Genomic DNA, 13,667 nt, shown 5'->3' with positions numbered 1-13,667 from the left:
GAAAGCGTTCTCCTCCTCCAGCCGCGCCACTTCACGTTTGAGCCGTGCATGTTCGGCCAACTCCAAGCGTTGTGCCTGATCGTCCTGGTCGTGCCGCCGCGCCTGGGCGCGCCAACTGTACAGCTGGGCAGGCTGCAACCCCAGATCACGAGCCACCGTGGTTACCCCTTCTGTGGCCGCTCGCAACAGTGCCTGCTGCCTGAACTCCAGGCTGAACTCCTGCCCCTTTCTGCCTGCCTTGCTCTTGGTCATCGTCCACCTCCTATTGCGATAGTTAATCGCTTATAGGGGTGTCCGTGAAACGGGGGCAAGATCACTTCATCGCGATGTGGCCCGTCGCCGTCAGGTGCATGGCTGTGTCGAGGTAGTCGCGCAGCACGTCCACCTGAGCAGCATCCACGTCTGAACCGGTGGCGGCCTGTGCCAGCGCCCTCACCCCCCGCACTTCGCCTTTGCGCCGCAGGGAGCGAAGAACTCGTTTCTCTGTTCCGGTCAGCATCCTGCCGCCTTTACTCGCCATGTTTGCTTCTCCTACTCGAACACCTGTCCATGTCTCATTACCCCGGAACCAGCGCCCTCCTTCGTCGGGCGCGGTTGAGGCGACTGACGCGCCTGTTGAGCTGCTGACGCAGCGGGTGAAGTGGCTTCGCCACTGGGGTGAGCCGCTTTCGCGGCAGGGGACACGCTGTCGCGTGCGTTCGTGATGCGCTGATCGCGCACCACCCGATCCAACATGCCCCTTCCCCAACCCGCCACCCTTGCCAGCGTGCTGCGCCAAACCGGTTCCCGCATCAACCTCAGCACCCAAGGGTTTGCTCCCCCCAGGTCCTGCTGGCCGAACAGCTCAGCGTGGTACCGCTCAACGGCAAATTGCGCCACGGCAGCGGAGCGAGACACTCCCGCTTCGCAGCACACCAGCACCGCTTTCGTCTCCGGCAAACGGGCGTGGTGGTCGAGGAACACTCGCACATCACGGGCCTGCTGCCGCGTCATCAGCACCTGGTTGGCGAATCGCGAGGCGATGTCGTCGAAGCTCAGGTGCAGCGTCTCCCGGATGGCCGGGCTGAGCTGGAATGGAGGGCTCCCCACATCACGGATGCAGATCGCCACGGTCGGGAGCTGAGGGCTCCATGCCTGGGCACTTCTTCGGCTCAGAACGCAGACCGTTTCAAGCATCTGCGCAGCTCAACCGTGTCCCCGGCACTACCACCATCCCCTGCGGCCTAACGACCCGTTTTCCCGCCGTGCTTTCCAGCATGCGCAGCACTAGATCGTTCCAGCCATCCACTCGTCGCTCATGGGCGAATTTTCCCCCATAGAGGGCAGATATAAGAATTGCGATGGCCGCTGAGCGCGAGCGTCCGGCCTCGCAATGCACCAGTACCCCCGCATATCCAGGGTGGTCGTGCATCTCATCCAGGAAGGCCATGACGAGCCTGGCGTCCTTTTGCGTGAACGGCACACCTTGACTGCCCTGGGCCATCGCGTCCGCGTCCAGGTCATCGAACTTCAGGCGAAGCACCGGGCCGAAGCCATCGGGAACCCTGGCATCGGACTTGTCGGTGTCGGTGATCGACACGATCACCCATGCAGGGTCGCCTCGCATCGCCTCCAGGCGATTCAGGGAGACGCAATCCACCAGGTCGATCATGCGCCCGCTCCGGCGTGGAACTCACTTCCCTGGGCCTGGGCCGGAGGCTTCAGGAACGCGGTGATGCGGGGCAACAGGCCATCCGGCAGGTCGTCGTCACGGGTGAAGCAGGCCGACACCTCGTCGAGCAGCTTCTCGGCCAGGGCGAGCCGGCTGCCAACGTCTGCGGCTTCGATGGCCTGGGCGGCGAGGGCCTCGTCGAGGTCCTGGGTTTCACGGTACGGGGTCTTCATGCAGCCTCCTTGATCGCATTGAGCAGGTCCTCGGCGACCACCGGGCATACCGCGTTGCCCAGCAGATGAATGGCTTCGCGGCGGGTGGCCGGGAGGACGTAGGACTTGGGGAACCCCATGCCAGCGCGGACCTCGGAGGGCTGGAACATCCGCATCTCGTCGCCACGGATGATGGCCCACCGATCCACCGTGGAGAACGTGCCGACCGGGCGGTCAATGCTTCGACCGGTCAGCCCGCTCCCGTTGCTGTAGTACGGGGCAAGGAATGTGTGGCCGAAGCGACCTCGGCCAGCCTGGATGCGCTTGAGCGTGCGATCGCTGCGGCCAGGCTTGTGGATTCGGCTCCACCGGTAGGTGTCCCACTCGATGATCTCGGCCACAGGGCGATGAGGCCGTTTGGGCAGGTTGAGCCTGATCGGGTTCTTGGAGCGCGTGAGCACCAGGAACATCCGGACCCTGTGCTGGGCACCCCGTGATCGGCGGCGTCGATGATGTAGGGCGAGACCGAGTAGCCGAGGCGGCGCATGGCGTCTTCCCAGCACGGGTACAAGGTCCACTCCAAAAATTCGGGGCCGTTCTCGACCACACCGTAGGGCGTCTTGTGGAACTCGGCGCAGCTCACCACAGCCCAGGCGGTGCTTCGCTGTGCATCGTGGTGGGGTCTTTCTTTTCCGCGAGCCGGGGAGTGTCCCTGGCAGGCCGGACTGGCGAGGAAGATGTCGTGCTCGGGCACCCTCGACCAGTCGGCCTGGTGCAGGTCCTGGCAGACATGCAGGGTATTCGGGTGATTGGTGGCATGGAACTGCACGGCCAGAGGCCAGTGGTTTGCAGCCCAGGCCACCTGGAGCCCAGCACGCTTGGCCCCTTCGGAGAATCCTCCAGCTCCGGCGAACAGGTCAATGGCGATCACTTCGCAGCTCCCTGGTCGGCGACCTCTTTGGCGATGCGGCGCTTGCAGGCCGCGCAGTTGTCCTTGCTGTCGTTGTTGCCCAGCTCGTAGCCCTCGCTCGGATGCACAAACAGCAACATGCCACCGCAAATCGCCCGCTTCTCGCGGTAGTAGTGCCACTTGCGGCTTCCCTGAGTCCAGGTCCAGCCTTCCTTGGCCTTGTCCACTTCAGCCATTTCGTTCCTCATGACGTTCGAGCAACCAGGTCCACACATGGCGCGTGGCCTGCGCATCGGCCAGAGCCCGGTGAGCGGGGTCTGACCACTGGAAGCCGGCATAGGCGGCGGCGACGCCGAGCTTGTGCCGGCGGAAGTCATCGCGGTCCTCGCTCCACTCCCCCGCCCAGAGGGAGAAGGCCCGCATCGCGCAGCGCACCTTCGGGGCTGCGATCTCGCGAATGCGCGGCGGCAGGAAGGCGAGGTCGAACGGCCCGTTGTAGATGACCACGCACTCGGCCTCCTGCACCGCCGTCGCGAGCTGCTGCTCCAGCTTGGAGAGCAAGGGCGCATCGGCCACGTCGGCGGGCGCGATGCCGTTCACGGCTTGAGCCTCATCCCAGGCGGTCTTGGCGACAGGGCGAACCAGGGATTGCAGGATGGTCTCTCCGGCAGGACCCACCACGGCGATCTCGATGATCTCGTCGAGGGCAACCACGGGATCAAGGCCAGTTGTTTCGGTGTCGATGAACACCGTCCTGTCGTGACGGACGAGCAGCTCCGCCAGTTCTTTCCACCTGGCCGCCTCGCGCTCCACGAGGGCCTCACGTTGCTCTTGCCTGCGCTCCTCTTCTTCCTCCCACAGGAACCTGCTGACGCACGTCGGACACACGCCGTGGCGATCCAGCTCGGAGCGACTCACCTCCGCCTGGCAGGCCCGGCATTGCCCGAACATCCGCCGGCGACGGCCTGCAGCGAGGACCTCTTGCTGCCGCTGGGTCGGCGCTCGCTTGGGCTGCATCGCCACGCACTGCCCTGGGTCGAACAGCTCGATGTGCGCCCGCTTGCGGATGCTCCAGACCCGCTTGACGGGCGGCTGGCCGGGCGCGGGCTTGAGCCGCACGGCCTTCAGGGCGGTGCGGCTGAGCGGGCCTCGGACCGGCGTCTCCTTGAGCGTCATTCCGGAGCCTTCCCCTTCAACCGTTTGGCCCACCAGTCGTTGCTGGGAGACACCGCGTTGTCGGCCTCCATCGCTCTCATCAGCTCGATCAGAGCCATCCGGGTCTTGGGGGAGCGCCCACCTCCTGCGCCGGGGCAGCAGAACTCGACGCTTCCACCGCCGGACTCGTCCCAGACACTGACGTACACGTCGTTGTCGCTGTCGAGCCCGACGCGCAGCGAGGCAGACGGGCTCATGTCCCCGATGCGCCCGACATCTCGGGCCACGGGCCATTGAATGGCTTCCGTCTTGTCGGGACGGTCCACCTTGAGCAGGGCTTCGCGTGCTTCATCGAGTAGCTTGGCGATGTCGGTCGCATCATCGTTGCGACACTGGTCCGCTTCATCGGCAAGGCGATCGACCAAGGTCTTGGCGTCGTCGTTCATCACGCGCTCCTTTGAGATCAACCAGACTTGGCGGCCAGCCGCGCGTTCGCTTCGGCCATGTACTCACCGTGCGTCCGCAACGGGAAGGGCCACTCATCGGGGAACAGGCAGTGCATGCCGAACGACGTGAGGGCGTAGTGGCTGCCCGACGTGCGGCGCACAGCTCCGAGGTCGGCCAGGCGCTTCATCGTTTCGGCGGGAGCGTCGTACCCCTCGCCATCCGCGAACTGGTCTTGGATGCGCTCCAACCACTTCATGTCGTCTGGCGAGAGCAGCGGAGCAGTGGCGGGAGCCAGGCGCTTGGCAAACGCCGTCAGGGCGGCTTGCAGGTCGGCGTCCATGACCTTGGACATGCGAACCAGGCCGCATTCGACGGCCATCACCAGCAGGTCTTCGACTGGCGGGACCTCCGCCGTGGTGCCTGCCTCGTCGCCGGCCTTCAGAGACGCTGGAGACGGCATCGGGCACAACAGCACAGCGCCCTCTTCCTGGTACTCGGCATGGGCCAGGTACAAGCCATAGCCGGAGTGGCCGCCGCCGACAAGCAGGCGGACGGGCGCAGCCTCCTCGTCATCGCCGATGGTCTGGCGCAGCAGGTCTGCCGCGTCTTCATCGAGCACAACATCAAAGGGGACTGCAAACTTGTTTCGGGGGTTGCTCATGGTGAAGTTGATTCCGGTAAGTCAGGTGATCTGGCGAGCCCGGTACACGGGGCACGACTCGCCGCTGACGGTGAAGCGATGCTCCTGTGCGCCGTCGTGGTCCTCTGCCACCAGCACGGTGGCGTCGTTTCCGCGCACGATCAGGTAGTCGGCGCTGTCCGCGTCGTCCCGCTCCGCCCACTTCACGGCGGCAGACTCGGGGCTGAAGGCATCCACCCGCATGCCATCCTCTTTGGTGCTTCCCCGTTCTGGGCACCAAACGCGATAGGCCGTGCGATGGGACAGAAACTCGCTCATGGTCAGGTCGTGGCTCTGAGATCGGAAAGCGGCTACCAGCCGGCGAACTCTTCGAGGCGATCGAACTCAGCCTTGCGCATGCTGGTGACGCGGACCTGATAGGTCTCGTCCACGCCCAGCATGTCGATCAGCGCACTCAGCGGGACCGTGCAGGTCGATCCGTTATGGGTGATCTGCGCCACGCGGATCATGTGCCGACCGCTGTACCAATGGCCGTTGATCTTGGCCTTGCCGATGAACTCGTCAGGTCCGAGGTCTGGTGCAGACTTTTCGCGCCGGCAGTCGGGCGCGTGTCCACCGCGCAAGTCGCGCTCGCAGATGCCGCATTCGATGCTCATATCAAGCTCCAGGTCCAAGGGCGGGAAGGTCAGGCGCTCGCGATCAGCGCAGGGCCGCGCCCGTGTTGCGCAATGCAATAGGCGAAGTTGACGGCTTCGCGCTTCGTGCGGGTGACGCCACGAGGGCCGAGCAGCGTTTCTGTCTCCACGAACACGTCCCACGGTCCGCCGTTAGGCCAGCGGATGACGTGGACGCCTCGTGCGGCTGCTTGCTTTCGGCGGCGGTTCAGTCGGCTCATGGTCAGAATCCAGTTCCAAGGGTGTGACGGTTAGGCGGGTGCGGACAGCAGCTCGGCGGCCTTCAGGCAGGCTTCGCACGGCGTGCGGCCCGGACCCTCGAAGTCAGGCCAGAGATACCAGCCATTGCGCGACACCATCCGGTTGGTACGCCCGGCGGCCCCGGGCTGCTTTCCGCACAGCGCCTTCAGTTCGCCGGGCCTCTTCAGGTGGCCGGTGTACGGGTTGCCTTTGAGCGTTGCACCGCGCAGGCCGAGGGCTTGCAGGTGCTGCGCGTCGCCGTCCGTCATGGAAGGCTTCCAGTAGCTGATGACGGTTCTGGTGATGGTCATGTTCAGTTCCTGGGCCGGCATTCAGTCGCCGGTTGCAACGGCACGAGCCAGGTGAGCAGCGCTGCCCGTCGTGATGCCGGCGGCCTCATCCTCCAGCGCGGAGTAGTGCGCGGGCTTGCTGGCGTAGACGCCTGTTTTGAGCTTCTCAAGACTCGCTTCATTCCGCGCTAGCCACTCGCGGTAGTGCTCGATGTGCTTCTCGAACTTTTCCTTGAGCTTCGAGTGCGCCATGTCGTAGCTCCTGAAGTGCCTGTCACGCTGATACTGCTGGCGGTAGCCACCGACCAGCGTGAACATGGAATCCCCCTTCTTCTCGACCTTCAGGGGGTAGATTTCGGCCTTGTATTCGTCGATTTCGTACCAGATTTGCATTGGATGTCCTTGTCACTCAGGGATGGAAGGGCTCACCGCTTTCGGCGCGGCAACAGCACTGCGGCATGCCGCGCATTGACCGCCCAAGCCTTCCAGTAGGCCGCCATCGGTGGCTTGTGCTTTCGCCACGCGGTGTCGGCCTTGGTGCGGCACGCGGCTGAGAAGGCCACCAGTGCTTCTCGGAGCGCGGCCTGGGCTTCCGGAGGAAGGTCGAGGAATGCCTGAGCTTCGGGCAGCGCAGACAGCGGATTGCGCACGTCTCGACGGTTACTGCGATCGGTTTCCACGTTCAGCTCTGCCCCAGTAGCGCCAGGCGACCCGCTTCGGTCAGCGAAACCATCACCTCGCCAGTCGGCACAGCCAGAGGTCCACACAGCGCCTGGGCCAGCTTGCAGTAGCCGCGATCGACCAGACCTTGTATGGCTGCACTCGGCGGATTGGTAGAGCAGATGGCCCACCCATCGTTCGTGGTGAACTCGTCCCGCAGACGCTTCAGGAAAGCCCGTTCCGAGTCGGAGAGGCCCGACCTGGGCATTGCCTTCGTCGAAGGGGGCGCGAGCCTGCGCGTGGCCTGCCCAGAGGCTTCACGCTCGCCCATCATTGGGACACCCTCACCAGTGCGAAGGTCTGCCCGGTGGCGCGCTCGGCTGGGCCGTAGTCCATGAGCACCAGGACGCGGCCATCGCTCCCGCGACGCACACCGATGCAGCTCGCGGCCAGGTCCCGCTGCCTAGGCAGCCAGCCCGTGCCGCCGGCGGCGAACGAAGTGCTCAGCTCACCCGTAGCGGTGGAACGTCGCTGCACCAGGACCTGCGGCGAAGCCGCCTCGACCTGCTGGCTGACCTTGGTGTTGTTGATCCAGCTCTGGCACGAGAAGAAGCCCCCGGCGTCGTCGAGCATGCTGGTGACGTAGTTGCTCGACGTGCGCCGTTGATCCGGGCTGGCCTCCCAAATGAGCAGGCCACTGGTGCCGAACGTGCTGGCGGCCTGACCACCAGGTGTCACCTTCAGCCAGTAGGCGTCCGAGGAGATCACCGTGCCCACCAGCACGCCTGGCTGTGTGAGCCCGGCTTGGATGGCCGATCCGTCCGCAAGCAGCATCAGGGACTTCGGCACGACCACGTAGTTCGGGTCCGGTTTGATGGACACGAAGCCCCCGGTGCCGAAGGACCGGTCCAGGCTTCCATCGGCGAGCACCTGCACGAAGCCCGCCCAGTGGCCCACCTGACTGTTGTAGGCCATCGAGGCGGCGATCAGCACCCGGCCATCTGGCCGCACGGCGATGGCCGCAGGCTGAGGAGATGCGCCATCGGTCGGTGCCAGGGACACGTAGCCGGCTCCAGCGCCGAAGGTGGCATCAGCCACGCCTTGTGGCGTGAACCTCGCCAGCAGCAGTTTGCCGCTCATCGTCGATCCGGCGGTTGCAAGCACCCTGCCCTGCTGGTCGATGGCGACCGCGTTCACGCCGTCCTGCACCTCCGTGGGTGACGGCGCGGGCAGCACGGCTTGCCCGTTCTTGCCGAACGACACATCGACCGTGCAGTCCTCGCGCAGCGCCCACACGCTCGGCACACCCAGGTAGCCGCCCAGGACGTACCGGCCATCAGCAAGCTGCGCAACGCGCTGCGGCGCTGCTGGGCCACCCGTGGTGAAGGAGGACCACCCCGACTGGCCGCAGCTCGGGTCTGGCGAGCCATCGGCCAACAGCCGAAGGACCCATGCCTGCCGGTCGGCGCTGGTCCTGGTGCCCACGATCACGATCCGACCGGCGCGGTCGATGAGGAAGTCGCTGACGTTGAACAGGCTCAGAAACGCCTTGTCGCTGAGACCCGTGGAGAAGATGCGGTAGCCGGCGTCGCCATAGGCGGCGTCCAGGGCCACCGGGTAGTCGAACCGCGACTGCGTGCCATCGGCACCACCGCCGCCACAAGCCGCGACGGCGCACAGCACCGCGCCGCACAGAGCAGCCCGCACGGCGCGAACGCCGCTTTCAATCACCCTGACCATCGCATGCTCCCTTCTGCCAGCACGCCTTGCGCCACTCCCACGGCGCGATCGGCTGCTGGCTCCTGGACGCCCAGAGTCCCCTGCGCGAGGCCCTGGCTTCGTCCTCCAGCTCATAGACATGGGCATCGCGGACATACCGCTTGTCTGCCCGGTTGGCCCAGGCCATGCCGCGCCTGACCTGCTCCAGGTTGACATCCAGGCCGTCAACGAACACACGGCAGACCTGGCGCTGATAGCGGTCCGTGTCGTAGCAGTCCACGTCCGCCTGCTTGCCGTGCGCGAGCTGGGACAGGGATTCCTTGGAGCGCTGGCTGAAGGGCTGCCCCGGCCTGCCCTTGCCATGCGCCGATTCGGGCGCGTCGATGTCCGTGAGGCGGACGTTGACCTTGCTGTGGCCTTCGGTGAGGAGGATCAGCGTGTCGCCGTCGTCAACGTAGATCACCTTGCCGTGGAGGTGCGTGATTGGCGCAGCAGCAGCAGCAGACCAGGCAGCGCCCAGCAGCACCAGTACGGCGGCCCACGCCTTCAGCATGACGCCTCCGAGACCGTGGTGATGGGGAACTGCTTCCAGTCCACGCCGTCCAGCGCCGAGCCAGACACCTTGCGACCGACCCGCTCGACTCCGTTGGACACAGCACTCGTCGGCCCCCATTCGCCCCATTGCTTGAAGAAGAAGGCCACACCTTCCTCCACGCACTTGTCCCGTAGCGCACGAACGGCGTTGATCGGCATGGGGCGGGCCTTGGGGCCACTCTCACCCCCGGCGATCAACCAGGCGATGCCTTCGAGGTTCACGTCCCCGAGGTCATCGAGCAGCGGCTCCGCCGAGATGAACCGCACCGCCGCCGGCACGCTGCGCAGCATGTCGATGCGCGGCACCCCGTGCCGGCGATCCTCGACCGACACGCCCATCCACACATTCGGCAGCGGCCACGGGGTCTCACCCCAGCCCCAGTCCATGTATCCGTCGCTGGCCGACGCGGGCTTGGCCGACTGGAAGTAGGCGACCATGCGCTCAGGGCGCTTGGTGAGGACCTGGAACGTGTGGTGCTTCGCGCGAGCCATCGTGGCGAACACTTCGTCGATGAACTCGAAGGGCACGTCCTCGTGGAACAGGTCGGACATCGAGTTCACGAAAATGAGTCTGGGCCGCCGCCAGTGGAGCGGTTGCTCCAAGCGCTCGGGGTGGCAGGCGACATCGGTGAACTCGCGCCCGTAGTAGGACTTCGCCGAGGGATTGCTACCCAGTCGAATCCAATCCCGCTCGGCATAGCAGTTCTTGCAGCCTGCGGAGACCTTGGAACACCCCGTGACGGGGTTCCACGTCGCCTCGGTCCACTCGATCCCCGTCTTGTCAGCCATGCTCGACCCCTGCGGTGGCACAGCAATCGCTGTGAACGATGTCGGCGAACCGATGGAGGAACAGCGCCTTCGCTTCCTTCGGAGGCATGGGCCTGATGCGCTCGGCCAGCGGTCGCACGCCGGCGATCAGCTCCCAGCAGTCATCGTGCGCTGGCATCAGGTCGCGCTGCTCCGTTGACAGCAGCACCAGGTCTGCCCGCTTGATCTCCGGCGGCAGCTCTGCCGGTAGCCCGAAGGCCCGGAACAGAGCGGCTTCGACCCGTTTCTCGATGACGGTGTACTCGGGGATGAGTCGCTTCAGTGGCTTGGTCACATCTCCGAGGAACGCCTCCGCCGCATCGTGAAGCAAGCCTGCCAGCCGCATCTGGCGGGGCACGACCTGGCTCACGAGGACGCTGTGCTGCGCGACCGAGTAGAACTCCCGCGTGTGCCCAGCGAAGCGACATACGTGCGACAGCGCATGGGCGATCACCTCGATGTCGAACTGATTTCCCTCGGGATTCAGGAAGTCGAAGTACCGCCCCGAGACGGTCAGGATGTCAGGCCGCATGGCTGCCCCCTTCAAGCTGAAGTTGCCGCGTCATGCCGATGCCAGCTCGCGCTTCGGCATCGTTGACTGCGTGATGAAGAACCACATCCTTGGCCGCCTCGAAGCCGGCCACCAGGTCTTTGAGCTGATGGCGATCGAGCGGCTTGGTGCCGAGGTGCGGATCGCGGTTCGTGCTCTTGAGTTCGCCGATCTCCGGGTAGTGCAACTGGAGGTAGGCGGTGATCGCCTTCTCTTCGCCCAGGTCAGCAGCGAAGTCGTTGACCTGCCTCTTCACCTCGGACACCCAGGCCCGTGCGAACAGATCGCCTTTGCGGGTCCGCTCAGCTCGGGGCCAGCCGACCAGCTCGTTCTCGATGTAGTTGGTTCGAGCGCTGCGCACGCGGCGCAGCAGAACCTCGAACGTGTAGCGAGCCACCTCGGGCCTTGCGCTCGTGCCAACGAACTTCCAAGCCCCGGACATGCGCCCAGTCTTGCGACCCTTCCGGAACTTCAGGCCAGGCCCGAAGAACACCTGCGTGCCGAAGGCGGAGCCGACCATGTTCGCGAGGTAGCTCTCCCACACGGCAGGCCGCTTCGACGCCGGCGTGCGGGCATCAGCCTCGGACACCTGCGCTGCCAGGACCTCGCCCTCTTCGACCCCGTACTCGCGCATGAGCGCCTGCGCCTGGCGCATTGCGGCAGCGGCCTCATGCGGGTTGCTCGAAGCCGCGAGCGCTAGGCACTTCTGGATTTTCGCGAGGACTTTTTTTCGGTCCATGTCTTCACCTCTGACTCGTGGCGGCTCACCACAGCCTTGCCGCTCAGCACTCCCCAATCGCGGATGACATAGCCACGACCCCGGACCGCTTCCACGCTGACATCCAGTTCGTCCTTCGCCATGCGAAGCAGCCGGAACATCGCGGTGCGCGAGTAGCCCGTGAGGTCCATCAGGTCGCGAATCCTCGCGACGCCCGAGACCTCGATGTAGGCGAGCACTCGCAACAGCACATCCACTCGACCGCTTCGCTTCATTGAAAAAAACCGCTTACGCCCTACGGAAGACGCTTCGATGCCTGGTGGCATCCGGTGTAGACCATCTACAGCGTCCGAACCCGGATCAAGGAGACAACTCGGCCTTTCGACCGTGGCTCATGGTAGTGCCGCTTATGGGCACCGTCAAAGTATAATTTTCCCACAGTAAAGAGTCTAAGACGGCACGCAACGCAACGAAGACGCTTGACAGCCAGCTTGCGTCGCCATAACCTTCGCAGCAACTGAGTGATGTCCTCCAAGACTCTTCTCAGGTGGGAAAGCGTGATTCCTCGATTTGCCTCCTTCCCAGGAGTTCACGACGCCGCAAGGTAGAAAAGGGACCAAAGGCTCGCTTCGCGGGCCTTTGCTGTTTTCGGGCCATGAAAAAGACCCCGAACTCGATGAGTTGGGGTCTGGTGGGGTGGTTCAGGTGAAGTAGCGCGTCGGCAGCGCAGTCACCGCCAGCTCGGCCCTCGCGAGGCGGTTGGCGAAGGCGTTGGTGTGACTCCAACCGCCGCTGTCGCCGTCTCGGTAGACCGTCTGCGGCAGTCCCGTCTCGTCGGATGACCGGTAGGCCGTCTGGATCGCCTCCTCCAACCGCACATCGGTCAGCGGCGCGAGCAGCTCGGACACGGCACGCTTGGCCCAGTCGCTCCAGTGGTCCCGCGCGACGGCAAGACCCCGCTCGGCAGCACCCTGGTGGCCCTGCGCGATCAGCTCCTGCAAGCGGCTGTATCCGGCACCACTCAGGCAATCGAAGCCCTTGCGTGTCTTGCCGAACCAGGGATGCCGCTTCAGGACAAAGCCGGTCGGAAACAGGTTCCACTGCACCATGCCGAGCACGAATGCCTGGCGTTCAGCCGGCAGGCGGTCCACAGGGACCGGTTGAATGGCGGTGTTCGCGGGCTTGTCGCTCGCTGCCGTCGCCGTCGTGGTTGCGATCATCAGATGTCCTCCAGGTGTGCCGCCCTCCAAGATGGAGTGCCGTCGCTTTGCAACCTGGGTCATCCGTTGCACGGCCAAAGAAAAAGCCCCGGTCCAGGTTGGACGCAGGGCTTGGTGGGATGGCGAATGGCGGGTGCCATCGCCTGAACTTCATGCCAGCGCGCTAGCTCGGCGAATGATGGTCCCCATACCGCCGCCTTCTCGAAGCGCCCAGCCAAGGGTGCCGAGCATGCCAACCAAGTCGAGTTGGTGAGCCAGCTCGGGGGTCAGCGGTATCTCCGCCAACGGCTTGTACCAATCAGGGTTGCGCGAGCTGGTGTCCAGGAAGGTAGCTCCGCCGTCGCCGCAGTGAAAATCCGTAGCCAAGTGCGGCACAGCCTTCTCGCCGAATATGTCTTTCAGGCATTGAAGATTGGTGCGCCCGTCACGGGTGGCAACTCTGACCTTCTGCTGCTCGTATGTGGTCAGACTTCTAAATTCCTTCCGGTCCATCGGCTTTCTCCGGTTGCTATGCGGCGGCGCATCCAGCTTGTCGCCAGATTTTGCCGCACCCGCCCTACAGCCGGTCAAGTCTTCATTGCGTGTGTACCGCATCATCATCTCCAGGTGTGCCGCTCTCCGAAGTGGAGAGCCGTCGCTTTGCAACGGGGGCCATCCGTTGCGCGGGCGAAAAAAAGCCCTGGTCCAGGTTGGACGCAGGGCTTGGGGGATGGGACCAGGGCAGGGTCAGGCAGGTGACTGGGCGTCTTCCTCGACCACCTCATCGACGATCATGGACAGCATGCTCCAGTCGGAGTCGCTGGCATCGGCGCTGCGCTTGGCAAAGCGGTCGATGACGGCACGCTTCTGCTCGTCGCTCAGGCCGTGCTCGTCATCCATGTCCACGTCGGCGACCGACCAGGCTGTCGGAACACCGAACTGCTCGAAGTCACGCAGGACCTCTTCGAGCTTTCCGGCTGAGTCGGTCGGAAGACCTGGGAGCAGCTTGACGCACACGTCCAGGAGACGCGACACGGGGCCACATTGCCACCGGAAATTGAACGGCGGTGCAGCAGTACCTGCCTGGCCGCCGGGCTCTTGCTCTTGCACTGGAACTGAGTTCATCGGATCACCTCTTCACAGATGCCGCTCTCCGGGATGGAGAGCCGTCGCTTTGCAACGGGGGCATCTGTTGCGAGGG

At 64.8% G+C, this 13,667-nt stretch carries 26 protein-coding genes and 1 pseudogene; all 27 read right to left on the bottom strand.

Annotated features, from left to right (window positions below; all coding sequences use genetic code 11):
- Positions 1–252 (bottom strand): transposase (locus tag GAK28_RS22085; protein ID WP_291781585.1); only part of this gene is annotated, 252 nt, incomplete at its 3' end.
- Positions 253–313: 61 nt separating this feature from the next.
- Positions 314–520, bottom strand: a complete 207-nt coding sequence (locus GAK28_RS22080; RefSeq protein WP_291784475.1) for a hypothetical protein — start codon at positions 518–520, stop codon at positions 314–316.
- 11 nt (positions 521–531) lie between these two features.
- Positions 532–1,110 carry a hypothetical protein gene (locus GAK28_RS22075; protein ID WP_291784473.1) on the bottom strand — a complete coding sequence of 193 codons (579 nt, stop codon included), beginning with the start codon at positions 1,108–1,110 and terminating at the stop codon, positions 532–534.
- A gap of 58 nt (positions 1,111–1,168) precedes the next feature.
- Entirely contained in the window at positions 1,169–1,651 is a 483-nt protein-coding gene (locus tag GAK28_RS22070; RefSeq protein ID WP_291784471.1) for a hypothetical protein, read from the bottom strand.
- Positions 1,648–1,884, bottom strand: a complete 237-nt coding sequence (locus GAK28_RS22065; RefSeq protein WP_291784469.1) for a hypothetical protein — start codon at positions 1,882–1,884, stop codon at positions 1,648–1,650. Before GAK28_RS22065 ends, GAK28_RS22070 begins: the two co-directional genes overlap by 4 nt.
- On the bottom strand, positions 1,881–2,333 hold the full coding sequence (locus tag GAK28_RS22060) for a DNA cytosine methyltransferase (protein WP_291784467.1): 453 nt from the start codon (positions 2,331–2,333) through the stop codon (positions 1,881–1,883). Before GAK28_RS22060 ends, GAK28_RS22065 begins: the two co-directional genes overlap by 4 nt.
- Positions 2,334–2,407: 74 nt before the next feature.
- Positions 2,408–2,725, bottom strand: a pseudogene (locus tag GAK28_RS22055) (DNA cytosine methyltransferase); the annotation flags it as partial.
- Between the two features lie 65 nt (positions 2,726–2,790).
- Positions 2,791–3,009: a hypothetical protein gene (locus GAK28_RS22050; RefSeq protein WP_291784465.1), complete on the bottom strand. Its 219-nt coding sequence runs from the start codon at positions 3,007–3,009 to the stop codon at positions 2,791–2,793.
- A complete protein-coding gene (locus GAK28_RS22045) occupies positions 3,002–3,949 on the bottom strand; it encodes a 3'-5' exonuclease (RefSeq protein ID WP_291784463.1) in 948 nt (315 codons plus the stop codon). Before GAK28_RS22045 ends, GAK28_RS22050 begins: the two co-directional genes overlap by 8 nt.
- Positions 3,946–4,374 (bottom strand): hypothetical protein, encoded by a 429-nt coding sequence (locus tag GAK28_RS22040; protein ID WP_291784461.1) that lies wholly within the window; start codon positions 4,372–4,374, stop codon positions 3,946–3,948. The genes GAK28_RS22045 and GAK28_RS22040 overlap by 4 nt, the downstream gene beginning before the upstream one ends.
- A 17-nt stretch (positions 4,375–4,391) precedes the next feature.
- Positions 4,392–5,036 (bottom strand): hypothetical protein, encoded by a 645-nt coding sequence (locus GAK28_RS22035; protein ID WP_291784459.1) that lies wholly within the window; start codon positions 5,034–5,036, stop codon positions 4,392–4,394.
- A gap of 21 nt (positions 5,037–5,057) precedes the next feature.
- Positions 5,058–5,333 carry a hypothetical protein gene (locus GAK28_RS22030; protein WP_291784457.1) on the bottom strand — a complete coding sequence of 92 codons (276 nt, stop codon included), beginning with the start codon at positions 5,331–5,333 and terminating at the stop codon, positions 5,058–5,060.
- A 32-nt stretch (positions 5,334–5,365) separates the two neighbouring features.
- On the bottom strand, positions 5,366–5,671 hold the full coding sequence (locus GAK28_RS22025; protein ID WP_291784454.1) for a hypothetical protein: 306 nt from the start codon (positions 5,669–5,671) through the stop codon (positions 5,366–5,368).
- Between the two features lie 29 nt (positions 5,672–5,700).
- Entirely contained in the window at positions 5,701–5,910 is a 210-nt protein-coding gene (locus GAK28_RS22020; RefSeq protein WP_291784452.1) for a hypothetical protein, read from the bottom strand.
- Between the two features lie 30 nt (positions 5,911–5,940).
- The gene (locus tag GAK28_RS22015) at positions 5,941–6,240 is read right to left on the bottom strand and encodes a hypothetical protein (RefSeq protein ID WP_291784450.1); all 300 of its coding nucleotides are present in this window, start codon (positions 6,238–6,240) and stop codon (positions 5,941–5,943) included.
- Positions 6,241–6,261: 21 nt separating this feature from the next.
- Complete coding sequence (locus GAK28_RS22010; RefSeq protein ID WP_291784449.1) at positions 6,262–6,612, bottom strand: hypothetical protein; 351 nt, start codon at positions 6,610–6,612, stop codon at positions 6,262–6,264.
- Between the two features lie 32 nt (positions 6,613–6,644).
- The gene (locus GAK28_RS22005) at positions 6,645–6,899 is read right to left on the bottom strand and encodes a hypothetical protein (RefSeq protein WP_291784448.1); all 255 of its coding nucleotides are present in this window, start codon (positions 6,897–6,899) and stop codon (positions 6,645–6,647) included.
- A gap of 2 nt (positions 6,900–6,901) precedes the next feature.
- Entirely contained in the window at positions 6,902–7,147 is a 246-nt protein-coding gene (locus GAK28_RS22000) for a hypothetical protein (RefSeq protein WP_291784447.1), read from the bottom strand.
- A gap of 62 nt (positions 7,148–7,209) precedes the next feature.
- Positions 7,210–8,619: a hypothetical protein gene (locus GAK28_RS21995; RefSeq protein ID WP_291784446.1), complete on the bottom strand. Its 1,410-nt coding sequence runs from the start codon at positions 8,617–8,619 to the stop codon at positions 7,210–7,212.
- Positions 8,603–9,151, bottom strand: a complete 549-nt coding sequence (locus tag GAK28_RS21990) for a thermonuclease family protein (protein ID WP_291784445.1) — start codon at positions 9,149–9,151, stop codon at positions 8,603–8,605. The genes GAK28_RS21995 and GAK28_RS21990 overlap by 17 nt, the downstream gene beginning before the upstream one ends.
- A complete protein-coding gene (locus GAK28_RS21985) occupies positions 9,145–9,981 on the bottom strand; it encodes a phage Gp37/Gp68 family protein (protein WP_291784444.1) in 837 nt (278 codons plus the stop codon). The genes GAK28_RS21990 and GAK28_RS21985 overlap by 7 nt, the downstream gene beginning before the upstream one ends.
- On the bottom strand, positions 9,974–10,531 hold the full coding sequence (locus tag GAK28_RS21980) for a hypothetical protein (protein WP_291784443.1): 558 nt from the start codon (positions 10,529–10,531) through the stop codon (positions 9,974–9,976). Before GAK28_RS21980 ends, GAK28_RS21985 begins: the two co-directional genes overlap by 8 nt.
- Positions 10,521–11,288, bottom strand: a complete 768-nt coding sequence (locus tag GAK28_RS21975) for a DUF2786 domain-containing protein (RefSeq protein ID WP_291784442.1) — start codon at positions 11,286–11,288, stop codon at positions 10,521–10,523. Before GAK28_RS21975 ends, GAK28_RS21980 begins: the two co-directional genes overlap by 11 nt.
- Positions 11,246–11,593 (bottom strand): hypothetical protein, encoded by a 348-nt coding sequence (locus tag GAK28_RS21970; protein WP_291784441.1) that lies wholly within the window; start codon positions 11,591–11,593, stop codon positions 11,246–11,248. Before GAK28_RS21970 ends, GAK28_RS21975 begins: the two co-directional genes overlap by 43 nt.
- A gap of 375 nt (positions 11,594–11,968) precedes the next feature.
- Positions 11,969–12,487: a hypothetical protein gene (locus GAK28_RS21965; RefSeq protein ID WP_291784440.1), complete on the bottom strand. Its 519-nt coding sequence runs from the start codon at positions 12,485–12,487 to the stop codon at positions 11,969–11,971.
- A 150-nt stretch (positions 12,488–12,637) separates the two neighbouring features.
- Complete coding sequence (locus GAK28_RS21960) at positions 12,638–13,081, bottom strand: hypothetical protein (RefSeq protein ID WP_291784439.1); 444 nt, start codon at positions 13,079–13,081, stop codon at positions 12,638–12,640.
- A 132-nt stretch (positions 13,082–13,213) separates the two neighbouring features.
- Positions 13,214–13,591, bottom strand: coding sequence for a hypothetical protein (locus GAK28_RS21955; protein WP_291784430.1), 378 nt, complete (start codon positions 13,589–13,591; stop codon positions 13,214–13,216).
- Positions 13,592–13,667: the final 76 nt, after the last annotated feature.

The sequence above is a fragment of the Luteibacter sp. genome, assembly GCF_009912395.1.
In the GTDB taxonomy this organism is placed as follows: Bacteria; Pseudomonadota; Gammaproteobacteria; order Xanthomonadales; family Rhodanobacteraceae; genus Luteibacter.
Note: the sequence above shows the minus strand (reverse complement) of the source record. Positions and strands in the feature narration are given on the sequence as shown.